This window comes from Scopulibacillus cellulosilyticus, assembly GCF_042665295.1.
GTDB lineage: Bacteria > Bacillota > Bacilli > Bacillales > Sporolactobacillaceae > Scopulibacillus_A > Scopulibacillus_A cellulosilyticus.
Window position 1 is genome coordinate 45,457 of record NZ_JBHTCO010000003.1, and the last position, 23,364, is coordinate 68,820.

Below are 23,364 nucleotides of genomic sequence, written 5' to 3' on the forward strand. Positions count from 1 at the left end.
TTTTCACAAATCTATTTATTCAATTGATTGAACGCTCGCTCGGTTATAGGTTGAAAAGGATGCCCCTGCTTAGAGGGGCTCATCCTATACTGCTTGCTCATCACTTGGTGAAACTATTGATCTTTCTACTAATTCAACAATGTCGTATGTGCCAACCTGATCCTCAACTTCTTTTGCTTTGGTGCCGTCGCTCATCATTGTTAAGCAATAAGGACAGGCACTGCTGATGACCGTTGGTTTTACTTGTAAAGCTTGTTCTGTTCTCGCCGCATTGACGCGGTTTCCTGTACGTTCTTCCATCCACATCATACCGCCGCCGGCACCGCAGCACATTGCCGTCTCGCGATTCCGGTTCATCTCTACTAATTCAACACCAGGGATAGCCTTTAAAATTTCTCTCGGCGGATCATATACTTCATTGTAACGGCCAAGATAGCAAGAGTCATGGTAAGTAATGCGTTCTTTGACCTCATATTTAGGATTGATCCTGCCTTCTTTGATCCATTGATAAAGCAGCTCGGTATGATGGTATACTTCCACATCTTCAAGGCCAAATTCAGGATATTCATTTTTAAAAGTATTATATGCATGAGGATCTGCGGTAATTATTTTCTTAATGTTATGCTTCTTAAACAGGTCAATATTCTTTTGAGCCAGATCCTGGAATAGAAACTCATTACCGATCCGGCGCGGTGTATCACCAGAGTTCTTCTCTTTATTTCCTAAAATGGCAAAGGTAATGCCGGCTTCATTCATGACTTTCGCCAGAGACCCGGCAATCTTTTGACTCCGATTGTCATAAGAGCCCATCGAGCCGACCCAAAACAGGTATTCGAACTCTTCTCCCGCCTTTTCCATTTCCTTGACTGTTTTCACTTCGATGTCATCACGGTTATCGCGCCAAGTTTCCCGTTCTTTCCGGTTAAGGCCCCATGGATTGCCTTGGCGCTCAATATTGGTGATCGCCCGCTGAGCATCAGGGTCCATTTTACCTTCTGTAAGTACTAAATAACGCCTTAGATCAATGATTTTATCAACATGCTCGTTCATTACCGGGCATTGGTCTTCACAGTTACGGCAAGTTGTACAAGCCCACAGTTCCTCTTCTGTAATAACATTGCCGATAATGCCGCCGGATGCAGCTCCTGTTGCCGCTGTTTCTTGCTCAGCGCTTTGACCGCCTGATGCAACGGCCAGTTGATTTGCCGCAGTATTGGCAAATGCATAGGCAGGCATCCACGGTGTTCTTGATGTTACTGATGCCCCGTACTCCGTTAAGTGGTCCCTAAGCTTCACAATAATATCCATTGGCGAAAGCATCTTGCCTGTTCCTGTTGCCGGACACATATTTGTACAACGTCCGCATTCCACGCATGCGTATAAATCAACAAGCTGTTTTTGCGTAAATTCTTCAATGCTGTTAACGCCAAACGTTTCCTGGGTCTCATCTTCGAAATCAATGGATTTCAAGCGCCCGACTTTATGAGTCCGTCCAAGAAAGACATTGACCGGCCCAAAAATCAAGTGAGCGTGCTTCGATTGCGGTACGTAGACAAGGAAGGTTAATAAAATAAGCAAATGTACCCACCAGGCGACATAAAAGACAACATGTGAAGCGAGCGGACCCACCGCTTGAAAAATATAGGCAATGCCTGAGGCCATTGGCTGCATCCACGTATAGGCGTCATGCTGCCAAATAATTTCCATGCCGTCCGCCAATAAAACGGAGATCATTAGACCGGCGATAAAAATTAATACCAGCCCTGCTTTAAAGCCGCGTTTTAACCGCACAAGCTTTTCAACATATCTCCGGTAAAAAGCCCAGACAACAGCTACAAGAATCATAAGGACAACAATTTCTTGAAGCAATTTAAAAGCCGGGTAGAGCGGGCCAAACGGTAAATGAGAGCCCGGCGCCAGACCTTTCCAAATCAGATCAATAGCACCGAATTGGACCAGAATAAAACCATAAAACATCATCACATGCATGGTTCCGCTTTTCTTATCTTTGAGCAGCTTTTTTTGCCCAAAGACATAAACGCCGATTGCTTTCCATCTGTCTTTCATCGTTTGTTCCCATTCAGCTTTTTTACCTAATTTGATAAATTCATATCTTGTTTTCATGACATGTACAAAAAGATAAATCCCGTAAGCGATTACAATTAGGAAAGCCAGCCAATTAATAATGAGTAATGAATTCATGAGTCCTCTCCTTTCTTTGCCGTTAAGATGATGTTAAAAGGTTTGGGAAGCTTCACAGTGTGACTGCACCGAGTCTATGCCGCAGCTTATTTATGTAATATCACCGCTTCCCATTGCAGCCCGGAGCGGTTCAGAAGCGCCGCCCGCTACTTCCAAACGGCAGCCTATTCTGTACAATGCCGCCGCTCCCCGCCAGAAAGTTGCAATGATGTTTTCCTAAGATGAGTCTATTCTGAATGGGGATAATTTTCTGTCACCTATTATAACACATATTTATTGAAATGAGTGAGCATTCAGTCGGATTGTTTATTAAATTTTTCTAACAGTCAATCTTCATTGAACTAAACACAATATTCCTGTTGTAAAATTATTATTTTATAAAAGTATACATTTTTTAGTAAATTTTAACTAAACTTCATTTCTTTATATATTAAAGTATTATAGAATATTTATATCCAATATCGTAGAATAGGACGTCGAATTTTCATTCATGCTGCAAATTTATATACTTAAAGTAAAAAAGGGGGTAAAAATTTTATGGCCACAATCAATTTAGACGGTAAGACAAATGAGGATTTAATAGAAATTAAGGAACTTATATTAGCTAAAAAAGAGGAATTTGCGGAAAGATTAATAACTGAAAATGTTATCAAATACCCTCCTCACATCAAAAGCGATTCAAAAGAATTAAAATCTTGGCGCTATGAACTGTTTCAAATTTTTGCCGACGGAATTGTTCTTGATAAAGAAACGTCAATACAGCATGCGACAGAATGGGGAAAAAGAATTGCAGGCTTTCTGGTATCCATTGGCATACCATTAGAATTGTCTATTGTGTCGATTCGATTTTACAGACATTTAATTGGCGAAATTATTAAGGAGGAAGCCAAGAAAAAACAATTTACATATGATTTATTTTTTGAGGTTCTATCCCGTTTTGATGCTATTATTGACCAAACGATTCTATCGGTCAGCCTTTCTTATGAAAAAGAGAATCAGCACCGTATACAGATTGCCCAAGATGCTCTGGATGAATTGTCGGTTCCTATTATCCTTGTCGCGGAAAGAGCAGGCGTTCTCCCGCTTATAGGCGACTTGGATACCAGGCGCGCCAAAATATTAATGGATAAAGCGCTTGATGTAGGAGCCGCTCATCATCTTCGTTATTTAGTTATTGATGTCTCAGGTGTACCAATTATAGATACAATGGTCGCTAATCAAATTTTTAATGTTGTTAAAGCGCTTAAGTTAATAGGCATTGAGACTAAATTAAGCGGCATTCGGCCGGACATTGCTCTGACAATGGTAAAGCTGAACATTGAATTTAAGGAAACATTAACATTTTCCAGCTTACACCTTGCCTTAGAAAGTATAGGCGTTAAGATGAAAAAAGATTAATAGATTAAATTTGTTTAAAGTGCAAAAAGGCGGCTAATAACAGCATTAGACGCTTTTTTTGTTAAGTTTTCACATTTTTTATTTTATACACCAGAAATAATGAGTAAAATGTAGATATGCTGACTTTTGGTATAATGTCATACATCCTGGTATTTTATAAATAAGGAGTGAAAGGGTTGGAGCCCAGAAAAGCAAAAGGAACCTTTTTCAGAGAAAAGATTTTAAATAATAAGTTCGTTGTATGGGTCATGATTATTTTGATCATGAGCGTCACTATTTTCGCTTTATCAAAGATCGTTTTTATTTTAAAACCGGTCATCATTTTTATAGAGACTATTTTCTTACCTGTTCTGTTAGCAGGCGTTTGTTTCTACCTGTTCAATCCGATCATTAATTTCTTAGAGAAAATCGGTATTAAAAGAATCATTTCTATTTTAATATTATATTTAGTCATCATTGGTATCATTGCTTTAATTATTGGCTCTGTTATACCGCCGTTAAGGGACCAAATACAAAGTCTTATAGATAATATTCCAAAATTAACCCATGAAGTCCAAACCATTATCAAGCAGGTTACTCAAAGTAAATTAGTTGAAAAGGCCGGGACATCCATTAACTCAGACATTAGCAAAATTGCTAAGAATGTTTCCGGCGACCTCAGCAAATATGTATCAAATTTCTCCCAAGGGATCGTCAGCTTTGTCGGTACATTGACTGAAGTCATCCTGTCAATTGTCGTTTTGCCTTTCTTATTGTTCTATTTGTTAAAAGACGGCAGAAAGCTCCCTAATTATATCGTCAAGTTCCTGCCAAACCAATCTCAGGATGAGGCAAAAGAAATCCTTGGAGATATGAATCACGCTTTAAGCGCTTATATTCGCGGGCAAATTTTTGTGGCTATTTGTATAGGTGTGTTACTTTTTATCGGCTATCTGATTATTGGATTGCCTTATGCTCTGTTATTGGCAGTCATTGCAATGGTTACTAACGTTGTCCCTTATTTGGGACCTATTATTGCTATTTCGCCGGCTATTGTTATTGCTTTCGTAACATCACCTTTTATGATTCTGAAATTGGCGATTGTCTGGGTTGTCGTTCAACTGTTAGAAGGCAAAGTCATATCCCCGCAGGTTATGGGAAAAAGCTTGCATGTTCATCCGATTACAGTTATTTTTGTCATTTTGACAGCGGGAAACCTTTTCGGTATCGTTGGCATTATTCTCGCTGTTCCAGGCTATGCCATTCTGAAAGTCATCGTTACCCATGTCTATCGATTCATTCGTTTGCATTCGGGGATGTATTCCGACGCAAAGATTGAAAAATAAAGTAAGGCCGCAAAAATGTTATTTTGCGGCTTTTCTATTTAAAAGAAGCCTTCTGCCCAGTAACAGATTTGGAATGCCCATCATTTTATTGGTAAACTATTCTTACACTGGTAATGCCTTATTCTTAACTTGCTTTTAAAAGAGGTGAAATTTAATGAAACATGAGCTCCATGCTAAGACCGGTTCAGAACATCCTGTTGCTTTATTAATTATTGATATGATCAATGCTATGGATTTTGAAGAAGGTCATTTATTATTAGATCAGGCTGAGAAAATCGTTGAACCGGTTGTTCAATTAAAAAAACGGGCAAAGGAACTTAATATTCCTGTCATTTATGTCAATGATAATTACGGTGTTTGGCAGTCTGATTTAAATAATGTTATAACAAATGCCAAAGAAGGCCCCGGGCATGAGATTATAGAAAAATTAGAGCCGGAAGAAGATGATTACTTTGTTGTCAAGCCAAAGCATTCCGGATTCTTTTCTACACCGCTTGCTACGCTGCTCGGCAATCTTGGCGTAAATACGTTAATTTTAACGGGCTTAGCCGGCAACATATGTGTTCTTTTTACGGCAAATGACGCGCATATGCGAAATTATAAGCTTTTTATTCCCTCGGATTGCTGTGCTTCTAATACGAAAGAAGATAACGATTATGCGCTCCGCCTCATGGAAAGCAGCTTAAACGCGGACATTAGAAAGGAAGAAGAGCTTGTTCTTAATGAAATTAAAAAGGCGGCATCACAGCGTGAAACAAGACCGCTTTATGACAGTTAGTATTGTAAAAAGTGTTTTTTTAGATAAAAATAAGTAAATAGATGGATATCTGAACCAAAAAAACCATCAGAAACCACTGATATAAGAGGAGGACTCCCTCTCTATGCTGGCTCTTATCATTATAGCGATCATTGTTATTTTGATTATATTAATCATTTTAGGTGTTATTCTCGACATCTGGCTCGGATTTAAAGTTAAGCATAAACAGGCAAAGTTATACAAACCGAAGGATGGTTCTTGCCATGCGGAGCTATTTATGGAAGGCCGGTTTTTTTACGATTCGTTAAAGAAAGACATTGAAAACGCCGAGGATCACATACATATGTCGTTCTTTATATTCAGGGATGATACGATTGGACAGGAGTTTATTGACCTTTTAATAAAAAAGGCGCAATCAGGTGTCAAAACTTATCTTTTAATTGATGCGATTGCTAATCATGCCTTTCCCAAAAAAACGATTCAACAGCTGAAGAACAGCGGTATTCATTTTGCCTTTTCAGCTAAAACATATTTCCCTTTTTATTTTTATTCTTTAAACAGGCGAAACCACCGGAAAATTACTGTTATTGACGGTCAGGTTGGTTATTTCGGCGGATTTAATATAGGCGATGAATATCTTGGCAAGAAGCCGGAATTAGGCCTTTGGCGCGACTATCATTTAAAAATTAAAGGAGAAAGCGTCAAAGATCTTCAAGAACAGTTCATATCGGATTGGGAACAGGCTGCAAAAGAAAAATTAACAGGAAACAATCTGTACCCCGTACTGGAAAAAGGGCCGGTTGACATGGCCCTTTTAGCAACTGATGGAAGGCAGTTAGAAGACGTTCTATTAGAGCACATTAACAAAGCAAATAAGTCTATTGTTATCGGTTCTCCTTATTTTATCCCAAGCAAAAAGCTTCAGAATGCTTTACTTGGACGTTTAGAGAAAGGCGCAGATGTTACCCTGCTGCTTCCTTTAAAGAAGGACCACCCCTTTGTGAAGCCGGCATCATATCACTATTTAAAGCCCCTGCTTGAAAAGGGGTGCCGTGTCTATCATTTTTATGAAGGGTTCTATCACGCTAAGGTGTTTATTTTCGATGATGCAATCTGTTGTATCGGTGCGGCTAACTTTGATATGAGAAGCTTGATTTGGAATGATGAAATCAGCGGGTTCATATCTGACAAAGAGTTAATAAAAGAAATAAACAATATGGTGAAAATTGATTTTACCATGTCCGTTGAAGTAACGCTTGATGATGTCAATAACCGGTCTATCGTTGAAAAAGGAAAGACTGCATTATCCAAACTGCTGGCGCCGCTTTTGTAGGCCTAAATGGAGCCTTGCATACTAAATCCCTCTTAATCAATAAGAGGGGTTTTTTTCCTGCGGCTTAAAAACTGGTCAATCGCGCTATTAAAAGGTTTATGAAATCTTGTCGGTATTTGGTGGGTTGCTTTAGAGATTTTTAAAACATCAAGATGATTCATCCTATTTTCAAAATAAGTTTTATGCTTAAATATATGCTGAGACAGCGTTCCGTATATTAACAATGAAGGTATTTCCTTAAGCTGCTCGAGCTCATTCATGACAGTATAATGAACACCCGCTTGATATAATTCTAAAACAGCTTCAATGTCAGCCTTCATTGAATAACGGTAAATTAACGCTTCATCTTCATCAGTTATTTTATGTGTCTTAGCCAATAGCCTGCTTAGAAAATGCTTATATCGCCTTTTCATCAGCCATATGCCGGCGTAATACTCAAAAGCTAACGGCCATGTTTTAACCTCGGGATAGCCGCCGGACAGTATCAGCGCACCTATTTGTTCCGGATAGTGAAGCGCATAGTTCATCGCAATAAAGCCAGCATTCGAATAACCGATAATGACGGGTTTCTTTAAATTTAGATAATTGACCAGCTCATATAAATCTAAAGTATGGTCTTCAATGACTTTACCGTCTTTTTGATATGTACTTTGGCCGTGTCCCCGGCAATCATATAAAATCACTTGATACTTTTCACTTAGCATTTTTTGATATTTAAAAATAACATGGCCTAATAATGGCGGATGAATAAAAATAAGCGGTTGGCCTTGACCGTGTGTTTCGTAATACAATTTTACACCCGAGCTTGTTTCAAAATGGGGCATTCTTAAAACCTCCAGTTTAACTAATTAATGTTTATTGTCTGCGAAAGCGGCCAAGGTCATGCAAAAGCCCCTTGTTCTTTTGAACAAGGGGCCAATGAGCTTATTTACATTTTTTCAGGAGCTGATACGCCGATCAGTGACATCGCGTTATGCAATGTTATCTTAACAGCTTTCATTAATGCCACTCTGGCAGCACTTAAATCTTTATTTGAGTCATCTAAAACTTTTTCTGCATTATAAAAACTATGCAGTGTTGAAGCTAATTCAAAAACATAGTTTGTCACGCGTTGTGCAGCTAACCGTTCCGCCGCTTCGACGACCATTTCAGGAAATTCACCAAGCTTTTTAAGCAAATCAATTTCCTTCTCACTTGTTAGAAGGTTAAGATTAACTTCCTCAACCGGCTTGTCAGCATAAGCGTCAGCTTGCCTTAACATACTGCAGATCCGTGCGTGAGCGTATTGAACATAATAGACAGGGTTTTCATTGGATGTAGACACTGCGAGATCTATATCAAAGTCAAGATGGCTGTCGGAGCTGCGCATGGCAAAGAAATAACGCATCGCATCAACGCCAACCATTTCCATGAGTTCACGTAACGTGACAGCTTTGCCTGTCCGCTTGCTCATTTTCATTTTTTCGCCGTCTTTATACAGGCTGACAAGCTGAATAATTTGGACTTCCAAGCGGTCGCGGTCATATCCAAGAGCTTCAATAGCTGCTTTCATCCTGGGAATGTAACCATGGTGATCGGCTCCCCAAATATTAATAAGCTGATCAAAGCCGCGTTCCAATTTATTTAAATGGTAAGCAATGTCCGGGGTCAAATAAGTGTATGTGCCGTCACTCTTAATTAAAACACGGTCTTTGTCGTCCCCGAATTTCGTTGATTCGAACCATAACGCGCCGTCTTTTTCATAAGTGTGGCCATTATTTTTTAGCTTCTCAAGGACCGCTTCAATTTCACCTGATTGATATAAGCTAAGCTCAGAAAACCAAACATCAAAATTAACCCGGAAATCAGCCAGATCGTTTTTAATATTCTCCATTAATTTTTCGACACCGACTTGTCTGAAAAAGTTAATGCGTTCCCGTTCTTCCATTTTGACATATTCATCGCCGTGTCTTTCAGCTAATTGCTTGCCTAATTCGATAATGTCTTTGCCAAAGTAACCGTCTTCCGGAAGCTCTTTATCTTGCCCAAGGGCTTGATAATATCTTGCTTCAATGGATAACGCCAAGTTCTCAATTTGTTTTCCCGCATCATTTGTATAGTATTCCGGACTGACTACATATCCAGCTTTATCAAGAATACGGCAAAGCGAGTCTCCTACTGCTGCACCGCGGGCGTGTCCAAGATGCAAGCTCCCTGTTGGATTGGCAGATACATATTCGACTTGTACTTTCCGGCCATTGCCGGCACCTGATTTCCCATAATTTTCGCCTTCCTCTAGAATATTAGGGATAAGATCGGTTAAATATTGATTATCGAGGAAGAAATTAATAAAACCGGGTCCGGCAATGTCAACTTTCTTAATATTTGCTTTCTCTAAATCGATGTGCTTAACCATTTCTTCAGCTATTTGTCTAGGCGCCTTCTTGGCAATCCTTGCAAGCTGCATAGCCATATTCGTCGCAAAGTCACCGTGGGATTTTTCTTTTGGTACTTCTAATATAACGTCCGGCAGCTGCGATGCTTCAGCCAAATTTGCTTTAACTGCAGCTTCAGCTATTTCTGTTTTCAATTGCTGCTTAACTTTTTCAACAACTGTCATGATACGCCTCCTATTATTTTATATATCAATTGGCAAAGACCGACATGCTGACCTTGCATCGCAAATTCATAGTCAATCTTAATCAGTCCTTGTTTCTTATCTTCGTCCCATGAACCTTTACATGTCTTTGTTGTCGTTTTCATTAACATGTTTCCATATGGATGATGGTATGTACCTTCAGTGACGGCGCCCTTTTTTAAGGGTTGTCTCATAGTAACCGCGCCTTTTCTAATAATGACGGCTTCACCATCTTTTATTTTAACAGTATTATGAACAATACCTATACCTTCCATTGTTTCATCATATCGCAGAAATAAGACATTATTTTTTAATACAGCTTGTCCATTCAATTCAACGGTCGTCTTTTCCGTATGTCCTTCCGCTTTGTACGTTAATTTACTGTCTAAAACTATTTTTACATCGTGCATCCTGGTTACCAAACACTCCTATGTCCTTTAACTATAATATTATAGTAAATATTATAAGCATTGTACAATAAGGTTAAGAAAATCGCCATAAAAAGGAGGAGTTGGTTTTGTGTCAACTCCTCGTGCTTGTTATTAAGATTTTTGCGATTGCTTTCTTTCAAATTTCTTTTGAACCCAATTATCCAGTGCTTTAACATGCTTTTTGCCAATCGTTGCGCCGTAAATAATTAATACAACGATAATAAGTGTGAACAAATCGAGTTCTCTGGTCGCAAAGAAATTAATGATACCTATGACAACTTGCGGGATAACGCCGGTAATAACGGTTAAGAAGACACCTAATTTAAATAATTTATTTGATCTTAAACCATACCTTGCGTAAAACATAAAAAACGTTGAAGCCCAGGCCAATACTTCGAGTCCAACCAAGACATACCATTTGTATTCAAGAAATGTTTGCATGGCGCTTCCCTCCCCTAGGATGCTTTAATTCCTTTCCAAAAAATATGCCAAACACTTTCCATCTTTTCTTCAAAATGCGCTTTACTATAATAAAACATTTGAATGAACAATCCATCTTGAAGGCAATAATAAGCCGCAAGAAGCCGATCAATCGGTTCCTCGCGTATGACGCCTTTTTCAATACCTTCTGTGAAAAATTTTTTTAATAAAATATCAGTGTTTTTTTCGAATGTTAGAAACTGGTCTTGCAATTTATCTTTAAGGCCTTCCGGCGGAAACAGCATCGCCCTCTTCAAAAGAGCAACTTCATCTTCATGGGTAAAGTAATAACGGCAGGTGCCGTATAAAAATTCCCGCAGCTTTATTTCAACTGAATCTTTCTTATAGGGTTCAATAAATTCCTTGACTGACTTTACGTTGTCTTCCAAAACATCTCCAAATACGGATAAAAAAAGATCTTCTTTACTCTTAAAGTGTGCGTATAATGATGGTTTTTTTATTCCTACACCAGATGCAATTTCTGATAATGACGTTCCTTCATAACCCTTAGATGCAAATAACTTTAACGATACCTTTCTTATTTCATCAATGGTTGACGTGATAAACACCTCCCGGGGCTACCTACCGTTCGTTAGTTCCATTATAGCATGAGACTTTTTACTTTTCAACTTGCTCATAAAGAGGCGAAATAAATCCCGCCGAGCGGCGGGATTTATTTCTTATTTGTCCATCCTAATAAAATTTCTCTTATAAATTTGCTTGCGGCAATTGCTGTTTGTTCACTCGGGTCGTAAGCCGGGGCGACTTCAACAAGATCGGCGCCGATAATTTTCAAATCTGATTGAGCGATTAACATAATCGCTTCGAGCAGCTCTTTGGAAGTGATTCCGCCGGCTTCAGCCGTTCCGGTTCCCGGTGCAAAGGCAGGATCTAAGACATCAATGTCAATTGTGACATAAACATGACGCCCTGCAAGCTTCGGCAAATGTTTTTTCAGCGGTTCAGCGACTTCAAATTTTTCCATTGTCATTCCGGAAGTTTTCGCATAGGCAAACTCTTCGCGCATACCTGAACGGATACCAAACGAATAAACATTCTCAGGACCGATTAAATCGCAAATTTTTCGTACCGGCGTTGAGTGGGACAATGTTTCACCCTCATATTCCTCGCGAAGGTCTGCATGTGCATCAATATGAATCAAAGCCATATCCGGATATTTTTTATGCATGGCTTTAATCACCGGCCATGTGACAAGATGTTCACCGCCAAGCCCGATCGGAAACTTGCCGTCTTCCAAAAGCTTATCTACATATTTTTCGATCATTTCAAGGCTTCTGGCTGCATTGCCAAAAGGCAGCAGCATATCTCCATTATCAAAGTAATTGATTTCCTCCAAATGCTTGTCCATATATGGAGAATATTCTTCCAAACCAATCGAAGCTTCGCGAATGCGGTTAGGGCCGAAGCGGGAGCCCGGCCGGAAACTGACTGTATAATCCATCGGCATACCATATATAACGATATCCGCATCATCATAGCTGTGCCGGCTCATAATAAAAACTTTGCCAGAGTAGGCTTCATCAAAAAATTCCATTCGCTCACGCCCTTTACTTAATAATGTCGCCTACAAATTTTGGAAGCACAAATGAAGCTTTGTGGATCTCTTTTGTATAATATTTTGTTTCAATATCATGGAAGCGTTCTTCCGGGACATCGAGCGGATCGTATTTTTTAGAACCGATTGTAAATGTCCAAAGGCCGCTTGGATATGTCGGTACATTAGCTGTATACAGCTTTGTGATCGGGAAGATTTCTTTAACATCCTTAAAAACTTGGGCAATAAGGTCAGCTTTAAACCAAGGATTATCGGTTTGGGCAATGAAAAGCCCGTCTTCTTTCAGCGCTTTAGAAATGCCTTCGTAAAATCCTTTTTCAAACAGCTTAACCGCCGGGCCAACCGGTTCGGTTGAATCAACCATAATCACATCATAGGCGTCTCTGCTTTCTGCAATATGCATAAAACCATCGCCAACTTTTACTTCAACTTTCGAATGATCAAAAGCTGATGAAATGGTTGGCAAATATTTCTTCGAATACTCGATGACCTTGCCGTCAATATCGACCAATGTTGCCTTTTCCACTTCCGGATGTTTAACAATTTCCCTAAGGACACCGCCGTCACCGCCGCCAACGACAAGCACATGCTTTGGATTTGGATGTGTGAACAGCGGAACATGAGCGACCATTTCATGATAGACGAATTCATCCTTTTCCGTTGTCATGACCATACCGTCAAGCGTCAGCATATTTCCAAATTCCTCAGTTTCAAGCATGTCCAATCTTTGAAATTCTGTTTGCTCAGTATGTAAAGTTTGTTTCACTTTTGCTGTAATACCAAAATTCTCAGTTTGTTTTTCTGTATACCATAATTCCATGTTTATCATCCTTTCTTATAACCTTATTTAAAAACACAAAAATTAATTTTACCATTACACAGTACAAAAAAAGTATAGTGCAATTCTTTTAAAAAGCAAGAACTAAATTCAATTTAAACAGACATTGACCTATATGTTTAGATGGTGCCTCTTTTTACCATAATAAATACTACTGTAAATCATTTTTTACCGTTAAAGAAACAGACAAAATCTTATTACTGCACCTATCCTGCGTACCAGATATATAAATTAAGAGGAGGCCCGCTATGGAACTGGTCACTGGTCACCATAAGAAAAAAACAATATTAAAATGGCTGATAACGGCGGGCATTGGCTGCTTTTGTTTATTTCTGTTTTTTATATTAAGCCTGTGGGGCTTTGCAAAAATACAAGGTCCGCCGCCTATTACAGTGCCGCAAACAACCCGAATCTATGACACAAACCATCATTTAATCGGAAAAGTTGAACATGAAAACGAAAACAGAACATGGGTCAATTTAGACGATATTTCAAAACCTTTGATAAATGCTACGATATCAATTGAGGATAAACGCTTTTATCAGCATCATGGATTTGATATGAGGCGTTTGGCGGGCGCTGTTCTTGCCGATATTAAATCTTTTTCCAAGCAGCAAGGCGCAAGCACCATAACGATGCAATACGCAAGAAATCTCTATCTGGGGCATGAAAAAACATGGATGCGCAAAATAACAGAAGCCCTGTATACAATGAGACTTGAAATGAACTATCCAAAGAACAAGATACTTGAAGGTTATTTAAATACGATCTATTATGGCCACGGTGCATACGGGATAGAAGCAGCCGCAAAATATTATTTTAATAAAGATGCTGATGAATTAACGCTTAGTGAAGCAAGTTTATTAGCGGGTATTCCAAAAGGGCCAAGTTATTATTCTCCTTATAATAACTTCAAAAGGGCAAAAATGAGGCAAAAACTTGTGCTGCAATCTATGGTAAACAACGGCTATATCACAAAAAGCGCAGCGCTTTCGGCTTACCAAGCACCGATACACCTTGTTCATAAACATAAGGCGATTAAAAGAACAGCCCCCTATTTTCAGGACGCTGTTGAAAATGTATTAAAAAATCAGCTGCATATTGATAAAAAGACTCTGGCCGCCGGCGGTCTTAAGGTTTATACAACATTAAATAACAGCGCCCAAAAGAAGGCGGAATACTGGGTTAAACAAATCATTAACCCGGCATCTGATATTCAAACGGCTTTGGTTGCGATGAACCCGCAAAACGGTGCTGTTGAGGCTATGGTCGGAGGACGAGATTATCATAAGAGTGCCTATAATCGGGCTGTCCAGGCCATGCGGTCACCCGGGTCTTCCTTTAAACCCTTTTTGTATTATGCAGCGCTAAGAGACGGTTTTACGCCATCAACAACACTGCGTAGTGAACCGACAACTTTTACTTACAATAAAGGGAAATCAAAATATTCTCCCAGCAATTTTGGCGGATATTATGCCAATGGTCCAATTACATTGGCAAAGGCACTAGCCTTATCCGATAATATTTATGCCGTGAAGACGCACCTTTCAATAGGCATGGATCAATTGGTAAAAACCGCACGGAAAGTCGGGATTACATCACCTTTAGCTGAAATCCCGTCGTTGGCGCTTGGCTCTAAACCGGTCAGCGTTTTGGAAATGGCGGGAGGTTACAGCGCCATCGCTAACGGCGGCGCAAAGGTGACACCGCATTATATTACAAAAATCGTTAATCAAAAAGGCGATACCATTTATGAATGGCACCCGCAAAAAGAGCAAGTGCTTAACAAAGCGACAACCTTTGTCCTGTCGCAATTAATGACTGGCGTATTTGATAAGAAACTTAATGGCTATTCTAAAGTAACAGGCGCCAGTGTTGCTAATGAATTGACACATAAGATAGCCGGAAAATCTGGGTCAACTGCGGCGGACAGCTGGATGATCGGCTTTACCCCGCATCTCGTGTCAGCTGTTTGGGTTGGTTATGACAAAGGCCAATCGATCAGCACATATCCTGACTCGGGCTATGCTAAAAAAATATGGGCCCATTTTATGGAGTCCGCATTAGCGGGACAGCCGAAAAACAGCTTCAAACCGCCAAAAGGCGTTGTGCGTAAGCTTGTAGATCCCGACAATGGCAAGCTTGCAACTAAAGCGTGCCATAACGCCCGGTATACTTATTATTTAAAAGGCACAGCTCCTGTTAAATACAGTCCTAGATGTTCTAAACAGAAAGATCATGAAAATCACCACAAAAAACATAAAGGGTTTATCAAAAGGTGGTTTCATTGGTTTCACTGACAAAAAAGCGCCCTCATGATTGATGCAGGGCGCTCTTTATTACTGTTAAACAGAGTTCATCCTCTTATATATCCAGCTGTTTTTTCAAATCTTCATTTGCCCTTTCCCACATGCCTTTGTCATAATTCACGAGATAATCGCGCAGTATTTTTTTTGACTTTTCATCCATATGATCAACTTCAACTTTGCCTTTTAAAGCTTTATCCATTTTATTAACATGATCAGGAAGAACTTTATAACCTCTTCGTGTTTCACGGTTAATAATCATATCTGCAGCACCCGCACCTGCATAAAAAGGTCCTGCGTCACTCCGTTCTGTGTTGACCCAGACAAGCCAATACAGCTTACCGCCTTCAGCCTTTTCTTTATCCGGAGAAAAGCGAATTCTTCTCTCAACTTGGCTTCTTGCATGAAGCGCTCCTAAATCAACGAAGGCTTCCTCTTCTTCTACGTCAATGATCACCGGCGAAATGTTATCCAGATTAATAACGCCTACACCGTAACCACCGTGCCCCGATGTTGAATTCCCTGAAAGGATATTGAATCCTGATTTTTTCTTATCATTTTCAAAGATATCCATACGAATCCCTCCTAAATGACTCATTGGCTATGACAAGTATTTATTTTTAATTTAAAAATAGCTTTTGTCTTATATATTTATTATGCCATATCCGGTGAAAGCATAAAACTTATTAAACTGAAACGTTTTTATGCTCATTTAATAAAAATTATGGTATCTTTATGTTGGAAATAAGATTGGGGCAATGCGGAGGATAGATATGATTTTAGTACAGTGCATTAAAGATGTTTATAAGCAGTCCGAACATCACTTTATCGAATATATCAACCAAACATGTCTTTTTAAAAAAGGCTATTTTTATATGGTAACTGAAGATGAAAAAGGCCAGTGGCTGGCAAAAGATGAAGAGGATATGCCTCATGTCATCAGTGACGGCCGGGCATTTCTTCATGAAGATTTTTGGTTTCATGAACATTTTATTTTAGCTTAATATCATTAGATTATGGTATACTAAAGAAAACTTGCCGATTGGCAAGCCTAAAAGGCGAAGACAGAGGCCTAGTTGCGCTTATACTATCAACATTATCCTGGCAGCTGCGCCGAGTTTTCATCTAAGTAGCCAAGATATACTTTCTGATAGTATCAATAAAAACGGTCAAAGGTGCCGGTACACCTTTGACTCGTCCATACAGCGGCTCTTAATTAGAGCGATGTACTGTGAGATGGTAACCCTGTTATTTGTATTAGCAGGGTTACTTTTTTTTGCTGTTCATAATAACAACAATTAACGAACCAAAGCTGATCATTAACGTTATCACTTGATAAGCTGTCATTTAAAGTGCACCCCCTTTCAATTGGGGATACCTGCACTCTAATAGACCCGCTGTTAATTTTAATAGTAACATATTTTCAAAAATATGAAATAGTATTTTAGAACTGGTGTTCCCATTTCATTGTTTATTACCCAGGAAATAATATGTGCTAAAATCTCTCCTGCTTCGACTTAAATCAACATTACGCTGCCCTGCGGCTAGGGGCCGTGTTACCCTTTTGACTTAAAAGACTGCACCGGTCTTAAAACCTTTTCAACATCAAAAAACCAGCCGCATCTAAAAAACAGCTGGTTACTTTATCAAACATAATAATCTAATATACGATCGACGCCTGAACCATAACTCTCTCCAAATAAGTTAAGATGTACAAGCAGATAGTAGAGCTGGTATAACGCTTTTCTATCCTCATATTCCCCGGATAAAGGATAAACTTCCTGATAAGCGCTGTAAAAGTCTGTCGAAAATCCTCCAAACACTTCAGTGAATGCCATATCCATTTCTCTGTCCCCGTAGAACACCGACGGGTCGATCAAATAAGGTTCTCCTTCCGGCCCCGCCATCCAATTGCCTCCCCAAAGATCCCCATGCAAAAGACTTGCAGCAACATTATCCGGGAGAAAGCGGTGCAAATTGTCCAATAATGTGATGAGTTTTTTATACCTTTTATCTTTTATCGTGCCCCGTTGTTTCCCTAATTCAATTTGCTGGAAAAGGCGCTGTTCACGATAATAGTTAACCCAAGAAGTGAATAATCCATTAAATTGCTTTAACTCTCCAATAAAGGTTTGTGTCTTAAGCCCATAAAACTTAGATTCATGTCCGTGCATGTGTGCAAGCCGCTGTCCAAGCTTTATTTCAGTTTGATTATTCCTTTGCCCTTCAATCCATTGCAACATTAAAATCCCCGTATTATCTTGACCTTTGGCATCTGCACAATCATATACTTCCGGAACACGACTCGTATGGGTTGACCTAATGAGATTTAATCCTTCAGCCTCTTTTTTAAAAAAATTTCTTGGCGCACCTTTTTTTAGTTTAATAAAATACTGACAGGATTCTGTCTCTAACTTAAAAGCCTCGTTGATTGACCCGCCGGATACAGGTTTGATTTGTTTAACAGGCGTTTTATCACCTATTCTTTCAAGTGCTGAACTGATTACCTTTTTAATGGCGCATCCTTCCCTTATAAATACAATATGTTTATATTTATACCCGTTTATTCCTGAGTTACACCTGTTGTTCCGTATAAGGCATGCGTACGGATTTTCGGCAAGTATGCATAAGATATCGTGAATATCGGACAAAGATACAGGAAGAAGACGTATGGCAAGTATTCAACCACGGAAACGCCGAGTGCCTGTGTGAAAAAGGCGCCGCTAACCCCCCATGGTATCAGCGGGTTTACTAATGTTCCGCCGTCCTCAAGCGACCTTGATAAAGTTTTCAAAGGGATGCCCTTTCTTTCAAAAGCTTTTTTATATGCTTGGCCGGGAAGTAATATAGAACAGTATTGCTCGCCGGTCATAAGATTGACGCCAATTGAAGAACAAGCTGCCGCTGTGACATAATGGCCTTTATACTTGAATTTTGTTACAAGGCCGTTAATCATTAAATCAATGAGACCTGTATTGTGCGCCACGCCGCCTAATGCCAGCGCAATAAAGATAAGTGAAATAGAGTTCATCATTGACTGTAATCCGCCTCTATTCACAATGTTCGTAATCAGTTCGTTCTTGCTGTTAAGATGAAACCCATTTTGCATTGTTGCCATTAAATCGCTTATAGTCATCCCTTTTTGAAAAAGCAGCGCCGTTATACAGCCCGTCACGATCCCTGTAATAAGAACCGGAAGAATCGGCATTTTTTTAAAAGCCAGAATAACAACGACCAGCGGCGATAACATGACGAGCCATGTCAGATGGAAATGAGCATCTAAGGCTTGCTGCGCTGAAACAATGTCTTTCATGGAAACATGCGTTGAAGAATGCTGACCTAATACAAAAAACAGGATAAAAGAAATAATAATGGCTGGAAGTGTTGTCCATACCATATGCCTGATATGGGTAAAAATATCAATACCTGCTACTGCCGGTGCAAAATTTGTTGTATCTGACAACGGGCTCATTTTATCCCCAAAGCACGCACCGCAAATGACAGCACCCGCACAAAATGCCGGATAAATGCCAAACCCGAGACCAATACCCATCAAAGCAGCTCCAACCGTACCGATTGTTGTAAATGAGCTGCCTGTAAAAGTGGAAACGATCATTGTCGTTAATAACGCCGTTACTAAAAACCATTTTGGATTAATTAATTCAAATCCGATATATATTAGATATGGAACAGTACCGCTTGCCATCCATACGCCTATTAAAATGCCTACTAAAGCTAATACCATGATTGGTATAAGACCTTTAGAAATGCCATCCACTAATCCCTTTTCTATGTCTTTCCATTTTGCCCCATGCCAAATGGCAAAAAGCGACATTAATATAATGCATCCTAAAAGCGGGAGATGAGCCTGTGTCTTCAAGCCTATTAAGCAAACCATCAACAATGCCAGCATCAGCACTAATAATAAGCCGACAGTCCATCCTTTTGGTGTTCTTTTCAACTTTTTGCACCTCTCTATCTATGAAAATCCTTTACTCCATTTCAAAATATCCGTCAAATAAAAAACGCCCCGATCATTGATCGGGACGATTGTTATCGCGGTACCACCCAAAGTTAACCCAAGATGATTTCAAAGACCGCATCTTTGAACATCTAAAGGTTCTCTCAATTTTATTAACGGAATATCCGGGAATCCTCCAGCTCCGCATTTGTAATTTACCAGTTACTATCCTTAGTTTGCACCGACCACTAAGTCTCTCTTTGCTGACTCGTAACAAGCTGCTCATATGCTTCATCGCTTTTTTACTTCTATGCTTTTATGCGTTTAAGTATAAAATTAACGATGAAATATGTCAATACATCCTAACTTATAACCTATCTTGTAACTTTTCCCATTCCTCTTTCACTAAACCATAGATCATTGTATTAACGTAATGATCATATAAAAATTCCCCGTCACGGATGCAGCCTTCTTCCCTAAAACCCAGCCTTTGCGGAATTGCTCTGCTCTTCATATTTCCTTCAGCGGTTTGGCATCACTCTCTTCCAGTATTTTCAGCTCAATTTCATGGTCTGCTTTGAATGTAAATATAACTGCGTTCCTCCTCTTTGTGAATAGACAAAAGTCCCTATAATCTTTTTTTTAATACAACAATAATATCTAATATTAGACAAAGGGAATTGAAGCTCCTCTGCGAATATTTAATCAATAGGAGGTGAGCCGTCATGACCCACGGCACAGAAGAAAAGGAACGCTTTTACTGGACGCGGGAAGTTGCGAATATGATTGGCATTAAGGAAGGTACGGTTCGGAAGTATGCCCGGTTGCTCGAGGAAAATGGTTATGAGTTTCATAGAAATGAACATGATCAGCGTGAATTTCTTAAGCGTGACGTTACAATCATGGAAAAGATCAAAACAGCCAGCAAACAACAAGGTATGACTTTAGAAAATGCGATCAGAACTGTCATTGGCCAAGGACAAGTTCAAAAGCAAAATCATCAGCCCTCTCCTTCCGCCGGCAAAGAAAACTCTGTATCGAAAATTTATGAAGAGTTATCACATCACAAAGATCACCATGAAAAAATGTTTGAACTAATACAAGTACTATATAATGACAACCAAAATCTGAAAAAAGAATTATCCAAAGCTCTGAACGATCATCATGAGAAATTGGCTAAACATATTGAAGCGAGTGAAGAACGGATTATGGGTTCATTAACAAAATGGCAGGAATCCAACTTGGAAGTGGCCGCCAGCATCGATCAAAAGCAAAACAAACGGTTTTTCAAAAAGATTTTAGGAAATTAAAGAAAACCAATAAACGGATCCCCCATCTCCCTAATATTGGAGATGGTTTATTTTTTTATATATGATTATTTTGAAGACTGTTTATTTCGTATGCTGCTCTAATCCCTGATTCTATCGCCCCTTGCACCCAACCATGCGTTGTTGTTGTATGTTCTCCAGCAAAGTGAACCCTTCCCTCCGGTACCGGGATATATGGGAAAAGGTCCGTTTCCTGCACAGGTTTGAATTTCGGAAAAGATCCGGCGGAATAAGGGTATTGCACCCAGCTATGGGCCGCTCCTGTTTCAAATTCGCGAAGGATTTCTTTACCATGAATAACCGCCAGCTCATTTAACGCTTGAATCACGCGTTCTTCCTCGGACATGCTGTCCCAGATTAAAGCATCATCTCCCCTTGTATAACTCGCTAAAACAACACCTTTTTGCCCGCCAAATCCATGACTCGGATATTTTACAAATCGAATTGGCAGGTCAGTCGTCACTTTACCGCCTCGCATCCCTTCCTCTTCCCAGAACCTTCTTTTAAATTGAATACCCATTTTCGCTGCAGGCTCATAATGAAGCTCTCGAATCGCTTTCCATTTGTTATGGGAAAAAGCATGTTTTGGTTCAACCTTAACGAACCGTAAAACTGAAAATGGAACGGCTATAACGGCAATATCGCCGCTTATTTGATATGGTTCGGATGTCCTTGAGTGGATAGTATGAATGGTCACATTTTGTTGATTTGATTCAACCTTTACCATCTTTTGTTGGAATAATATGTCTCTCTTTAATTGATGGAGAAAGGATTTAGGAAGCTGATCATTTCCGCCAGCGATTTCATAGTAGTGAAGATTCGGCGATAAGAAAATTATGTATTTTCTCAGCGTTTCCAGGAGTGATATATCTGAAGATCCTTCTTCACTAGTTAAAACTTTTATCATCTCAGATGCGCCCGGTGAGAGAGGTGTTCCGGACGGGTTATGCCGTAAAAAGGTATCTAATGAATACTTGTCAAAATCATTAATGACAACTTTCCAATTCCTTTTCGGGTCTTGCTTTATAAAGTTTAAAATAGGCTGAATTGCCGATCTTATAAGCTTTTGAGCCGTTTGACCTTTTTCACTTAATAAAACCGGGTAATTTAAAATATCCGGGTTGTGAGTATATACTTCTGAACGGACTTTAATCCCGTTAACATAAATAAGGTCTTTGGGTGTGCTGTTAATAAAATGATTAACGGGCAAGCGGAATTTTTTTATATATTCCAATGTCAGAGAGTGAACACTTGGAAAGCGCATTGCGCCAACATCAACATATTGGCCATCAGTAAAAGGGGTACGAATCGTATAAACCCTGCCGCCTACTCTGTCTGATGCTTCAAGCATTTTAATATGGTGCCCGGCTTCCTTTAGCAAGGAAGCGGCCACCAAGCCGGCCATACCGGCACCAACAATGATTATTCTTTTAGGCGATTCAGTTTTTTTAAGTCCATACTTAATCGCAGAAACCATTTGATGATTTGTTAATATTGGGGGTGGGGGCGCTTCCCTTAACATATCTTCTCACCTCGTTGTAAAAAACACTTAGAGGGCTGAAATCTGCAGATGAACCATACAGAGACAACAAGATAGCATTTATTTAACAATCTTCTACTCGTTTAATTTATGCAGCTCAATTAAAGCTTAGATCATTTTTAAGCGGAACTTTAGTAAAACTATTAACATCGATTTTATAATGACACCATCGAACAAAGCTCATATTAAAAATTCATTAGCGCCAAGCCAAAGAACTGCCAGTGTTAATATAACCATAATGACATGCTCTATCGTGCCGCCGGTATGAGTATAAAGCGGAAATCTTACTTTCCACTTTATAGGCCAAAACAAGGCAATCCCGTTAGTTGTTGCAGCGTCCAATATCATATGGCTCAGCATTCCTATTAAAACGCCGTCACGAAGCCAGTTCATATGAGGAAGAAAAAATGTAAAAAAGGCTGAAACGACAATAAGAAAAAATATACTATGGGTAAAAGTACGGTGGCCAAACACCCCATTGATAAGCCGTGACAAGACAGGAAGTTTCCGGCCAATTTTAGATCCCGAATGACAAATATCCGGCAATAAAGCTCCGCCAGCGCATGCTGCCAAGAAAATAGGGTCTCCAGCATGGGTACCCATAAAATATTGAAGGGCCTCCCCAAGGGCTATGCCGCCGATGAGGTGTGTCTTTCCAGTCATAAATGAAATCTCCTTCTATGTCTTATGCAAGATTTTTTAGCAGTTTTTATAGTCCTCAGTTTGGCAGCTTTGCAAAATCAGCCAGTTAATTATGATTAACTGGCTGATTGCTTGCTTTGTAATTGCTCTATAAACACAAAAGCTTGTTGTATATCTTCATCACTGTAATTTTGTTTTTTCTTTACAACTTTGACTTTATTAATGATCTCTTCTTTTGACAGGTTTTCAAAGTAAAGAATCGTTGAAACAAGTTCAAGAAACTTTGAATTTTGGCCGTTTAAATCAGCTATAAATTCCTGAAGCTTAGGCATGTCAATTTGATAGTGAGACAGAAAGTCCCCGCCTTTACCGGTTAAAGAATAACGGTATTGGTGGTAACCGCCTTTGGATTCCTTCACTTCGCTGATGAATCCAAGATTGCAAAGTTCTTCAATTCTTAGTGTGAGCTCTTCTGAATAAGGACCGTAAAAGTGAAATTGATATTTTTCCTGAAATGGATAGTCCAGTTTTTTCAATATGTAAACGATCTTTTGCAGCTTTTTTCTGCCAACAACCTCTCCGGCCAGGTTGAGTAAAGAAACGAGCTTGGCATGATCCTCAAACATTCGA

General features: G+C 39.4%; 23 protein-coding genes and 1 other annotated feature. Of the genes, 7 read left to right on the top strand and 16 right to left on the bottom strand.

Annotated features, from left to right (window positions below; all coding sequences use genetic code 11):
• Positions 1–84: 84 nt before the first annotated feature.
• Complete coding sequence (locus tag ACFQRG_RS02635; protein WP_380963347.1) at positions 85–2,202, bottom strand: (Fe-S)-binding protein; 2,118 nt, start codon at positions 2,200–2,202, stop codon at positions 85–87.
• Positions 2,203–2,739: 537 nt separating this feature from the next.
• Between ACFQRG_RS02635 and ACFQRG_RS02640 the strand changes: the two genes are divergently transcribed.
• The 4 genes from ACFQRG_RS02640 (at position 2,740) to cls (ending at position 7,015) form a co-directional block, all read left to right on the top strand.
• Positions 2,740–3,600, top strand: a complete 861-nt coding sequence (locus ACFQRG_RS02640) for an STAS domain-containing protein (protein ID WP_380963349.1) — start codon at positions 2,740–2,742, stop codon at positions 3,598–3,600.
• Between the two features lie 176 nt (positions 3,601–3,776).
• On the top strand, positions 3,777–4,925 hold the full coding sequence (locus tag ACFQRG_RS02645; protein WP_380963351.1) for an AI-2E family transporter: 1,149 nt from the start codon (positions 3,777–3,779) through the stop codon (positions 4,923–4,925).
• 154 nt (positions 4,926–5,079) lie between these two features.
• Complete coding sequence (locus ACFQRG_RS02650; protein ID WP_380963353.1) at positions 5,080–5,703, top strand: cysteine hydrolase family protein; 624 nt, start codon at positions 5,080–5,082, stop codon at positions 5,701–5,703.
• Between the two features lie 103 nt (positions 5,704–5,806).
• Positions 5,807–7,015, top strand: coding sequence for a cardiolipin synthase (gene cls, locus ACFQRG_RS02655; protein WP_380963355.1), 1,209 nt, complete (start codon positions 5,807–5,809; stop codon positions 7,013–7,015).
• A gap of 32 nt (positions 7,016–7,047) precedes the next feature.
• On the opposite strand, the gene ACFQRG_RS02660 is transcribed toward cls, so the two are convergent.
• The 7 genes from ACFQRG_RS02660 to speE form a co-directional block, all read right to left on the bottom strand.
• Positions 7,048–7,839, bottom strand: coding sequence for an alpha/beta fold hydrolase (locus tag ACFQRG_RS02660; protein ID WP_380963357.1), 792 nt, complete (start codon positions 7,837–7,839; stop codon positions 7,048–7,050).
• Between the two features lie 104 nt (positions 7,840–7,943).
• Positions 7,944–9,614 carry an arginine--tRNA ligase gene (gene argS / locus ACFQRG_RS02665; RefSeq protein ID WP_380963359.1) on the bottom strand — a complete coding sequence of 557 codons (1,671 nt, stop codon included), beginning with the start codon at positions 9,612–9,614 and terminating at the stop codon, positions 7,944–7,946.
• Positions 9,611–10,042 carry a YwiB family protein gene (locus ACFQRG_RS02670; RefSeq protein ID WP_380963361.1) on the bottom strand — a complete coding sequence of 144 codons (432 nt, stop codon included), beginning with the start codon at positions 10,040–10,042 and terminating at the stop codon, positions 9,611–9,613. The genes argS and ACFQRG_RS02670 overlap by 4 nt, the downstream gene beginning before the upstream one ends.
• Before the next feature lie 132 nt (positions 10,043–10,174).
• Positions 10,175–10,504 (bottom strand): hypothetical protein, encoded by a 330-nt coding sequence (locus ACFQRG_RS02675; RefSeq protein WP_380963363.1) that lies wholly within the window; start codon positions 10,502–10,504, stop codon positions 10,175–10,177.
• A gap of 14 nt (positions 10,505–10,518) precedes the next feature.
• A complete protein-coding gene (locus tag ACFQRG_RS02680; protein WP_380963365.1) occupies positions 10,519–11,112 on the bottom strand; it encodes a TetR/AcrR family transcriptional regulator in 594 nt (197 codons plus the stop codon).
• 104 nt (positions 11,113–11,216) lie between these two features.
• Positions 11,217–12,098, bottom strand: coding sequence for an agmatinase (gene speB, locus ACFQRG_RS02685; RefSeq protein ID WP_380963367.1), 882 nt, complete (start codon positions 12,096–12,098; stop codon positions 11,217–11,219).
• A gap of 13 nt (positions 12,099–12,111) precedes the next feature.
• On the bottom strand, positions 12,112–12,939 hold the full coding sequence (speE, locus tag ACFQRG_RS02690) for a spermidine synthase (RefSeq protein ID WP_380963369.1): 828 nt from the start codon (positions 12,937–12,939) through the stop codon (positions 12,112–12,114).
• A gap of 266 nt (positions 12,940–13,205) precedes the next feature.
• On the opposite strand from speE, the gene ACFQRG_RS02695 reads away from it, so the two are divergent.
• A complete protein-coding gene (locus tag ACFQRG_RS02695; RefSeq protein ID WP_380963371.1) occupies positions 13,206–15,257 on the top strand; it encodes a transglycosylase domain-containing protein in 2,052 nt (683 codons plus the stop codon).
• A 64-nt stretch (positions 15,258–15,321) separates the two neighbouring features.
• Here ACFQRG_RS02695 and ACFQRG_RS02700 read toward each other — a convergent pair whose 3' ends face one another.
• Positions 15,322–15,837, bottom strand: coding sequence for a YwhD family protein (locus ACFQRG_RS02700; RefSeq protein ID WP_380963373.1), 516 nt, complete (start codon positions 15,835–15,837; stop codon positions 15,322–15,324).
• Between the two features lie 199 nt (positions 15,838–16,036).
• On the opposite strand from ACFQRG_RS02700, the gene ACFQRG_RS02705 reads away from it, so the two are divergent.
• The gene (locus tag ACFQRG_RS02705) at positions 16,037–16,267 is read left to right on the top strand and encodes a hypothetical protein (protein WP_380963375.1); all 231 of its coding nucleotides are present in this window, start codon (positions 16,037–16,039) and stop codon (positions 16,265–16,267) included.
• Between the two features lie 262 nt (positions 16,268–16,529).
• Here the strand turns inward: ACFQRG_RS02705 and ACFQRG_RS02710 are convergent, their stop codons facing one another.
• The 4 genes from ACFQRG_RS02710 to ACFQRG_RS02725 all read right to left on the bottom strand — a co-directional run bounded on the left by ACFQRG_RS02710 (position 16,530) and on the right by ACFQRG_RS02725 (position 19,738).
• On the bottom strand, positions 16,530–16,610 hold the full coding sequence (locus ACFQRG_RS02710; protein ID WP_380963537.1) for a putative holin-like toxin: 81 nt from the start codon (positions 16,608–16,610) through the stop codon (positions 16,530–16,532).
• A 299-nt stretch (positions 16,611–16,909) separates the two neighbouring features.
• Positions 16,910–17,914: a fructosamine kinase family protein gene (locus tag ACFQRG_RS02715; protein ID WP_380963377.1), complete on the bottom strand. Its 1,005-nt coding sequence runs from the start codon at positions 17,912–17,914 to the stop codon at positions 16,910–16,912.
• Complete coding sequence (nhaC, locus tag ACFQRG_RS02720; protein WP_380963379.1) at positions 17,827–19,224, bottom strand: Na+/H+ antiporter NhaC; 1,398 nt, start codon at positions 19,222–19,224, stop codon at positions 17,827–17,829. Before nhaC ends, ACFQRG_RS02715 begins: the two co-directional genes overlap by 88 nt.
• 78 nt (positions 19,225–19,302) lie before the next feature.
• Positions 19,303–19,528: a binding site (T-box leader), on the bottom strand.
• Positions 19,529–19,591: 63 nt separating this feature from the next.
• The gene (locus tag ACFQRG_RS02725) at positions 19,592–19,738 is read right to left on the bottom strand and encodes a GNAT family N-acetyltransferase (protein WP_380963381.1); all 147 of its coding nucleotides are present in this window, start codon (positions 19,736–19,738) and stop codon (positions 19,592–19,594) included.
• Positions 19,739–19,949: 211 nt separating this feature from the next.
• Here ACFQRG_RS02725 and ACFQRG_RS02730 point away from each other — a divergent pair, with 211 nt between their 5' ends.
• Positions 19,950–20,534 carry a MerR family transcriptional regulator gene (locus ACFQRG_RS02730; RefSeq protein ID WP_380963383.1) on the top strand — a complete coding sequence of 195 codons (585 nt, stop codon included), beginning with the start codon at positions 19,950–19,952 and terminating at the stop codon, positions 20,532–20,534.
• A 55-nt stretch (positions 20,535–20,589) separates the two neighbouring features.
• On the opposite strand, the gene ACFQRG_RS02735 is transcribed toward ACFQRG_RS02730, so the two are convergent.
• The 3 genes from ACFQRG_RS02735 to ACFQRG_RS02745 all read right to left on the bottom strand — a co-directional run bounded on the left by ACFQRG_RS02735 (position 20,590) and on the right by ACFQRG_RS02745 (position 23,360).
• Complete coding sequence (locus ACFQRG_RS02735; RefSeq protein ID WP_380963385.1) at positions 20,590–22,074, bottom strand: flavin monoamine oxidase family protein; 1,485 nt, start codon at positions 22,072–22,074, stop codon at positions 20,590–20,592.
• A gap of 198 nt (positions 22,075–22,272) precedes the next feature.
• Entirely contained in the window at positions 22,273–22,755 is a 483-nt protein-coding gene (locus tag ACFQRG_RS02740; RefSeq protein WP_380963387.1) for a metal-dependent hydrolase, read from the bottom strand.
• A 95-nt stretch (positions 22,756–22,850) separates the two neighbouring features.
• Entirely contained in the window at positions 22,851–23,360 is a 510-nt protein-coding gene (locus tag ACFQRG_RS02745) for a YwgA family protein (protein WP_380963389.1), read from the bottom strand.
• Positions 23,361–23,364 lie beyond the last annotated feature (4 nt).

Bases quoted from the DNA above. Each gene is read 5' to 3' on its own strand.
- ACFQRG_RS02635 (WP_380963347.1), bottom strand. From the start codon at position 2,202: ATGAATTCATTACTCATTATTAATTGGCTGGCTTTCCTAATTGTAATC.
- ACFQRG_RS02640 (WP_380963349.1), top strand. From the start codon at position 2,740: ATGGCCACAATCAATTTAGACGGTAAGACAAATGAGGATTTAATAGAA.
- ACFQRG_RS02650 (WP_380963353.1), top strand. From the start codon at position 5,080: ATGAAACATGAGCTCCATGCTAAGACCGGTTCAGAACATCCTGTTGCT.
- cls (WP_380963355.1), top strand. From the start codon at position 5,807: ATGCTGGCTCTTATCATTATAGCGATCATTGTTATTTTGATTATATTA.
- ACFQRG_RS02660 (WP_380963357.1), bottom strand. From the start codon at position 7,839: ATGCCCCATTTTGAAACAAGCTCGGGTGTAAAATTGTATTACGAAACA.
- argS (WP_380963359.1), bottom strand. From the start codon at position 9,614: ATGACAGTTGTTGAAAAAGTTAAGCAGCAATTGAAAACAGAAATAGCT.
- ACFQRG_RS02670 (WP_380963361.1), bottom strand. From the start codon at position 10,042: ATGCACGATGTAAAAATAGTTTTAGACAGTAAATTAACGTACAAAGCG.
- ACFQRG_RS02675 (WP_380963363.1), bottom strand. From the start codon at position 10,504: ATGCAAACATTTCTTGAATACAAATGGTATGTCTTGGTTGGACTCGAA.
- speB (WP_380963367.1), bottom strand. From the start codon at position 12,098: ATGGAATTTTTTGATGAAGCCTACTCTGGCAAAGTTTTTATTATGAGC.
- speE (WP_380963369.1), bottom strand. From the start codon at position 12,939: ATGGAATTATGGTATACAGAAAAACAAACTGAGAATTTTGGTATTACA.
- ACFQRG_RS02695 (WP_380963371.1), top strand. From the start codon at position 13,206: ATGGAACTGGTCACTGGTCACCATAAGAAAAAAACAATATTAAAATGG.
- ACFQRG_RS02700 (WP_380963373.1), bottom strand. From the start codon at position 15,837: ATGGATATCTTTGAAAATGATAAGAAAAAATCAGGATTCAATATCCTT.
- ACFQRG_RS02705 (WP_380963375.1), top strand. From the start codon at position 16,037: ATGATTTTAGTACAGTGCATTAAAGATGTTTATAAGCAGTCCGAACAT.
- ACFQRG_RS02710 (WP_380963537.1), bottom strand. From the start codon at position 16,610: ATGACAGCTTATCAAGTGATAACGTTAATGATCAGCTTTGGTTCGTTA.
- ACFQRG_RS02725 (WP_380963381.1), bottom strand. From the start codon at position 19,738: ATGAAGAGCAGAGCAATTCCGCAAAGGCTGGGTTTTAGGGAAGAAGGC.
- ACFQRG_RS02730 (WP_380963383.1), top strand. From the start codon at position 19,950: ATGACCCACGGCACAGAAGAAAAGGAACGCTTTTACTGGACGCGGGAA.
- ACFQRG_RS02735 (WP_380963385.1), bottom strand. From the start codon at position 22,074: ATGTTAAGGGAAGCGCCCCCACCCCCAATATTAACAAATCATCAAATG.
- ACFQRG_RS02740 (WP_380963387.1), bottom strand. From the start codon at position 22,755: ATGACTGGAAAGACACACCTCATCGGCGGCATAGCCCTTGGGGAGGCC.
- ACFQRG_RS02745 (WP_380963389.1), bottom strand. From the start codon at position 23,360: ATGTTTGAGGATCATGCCAAGCTCGTTTCTTTACTCAACCTGGCCGGA.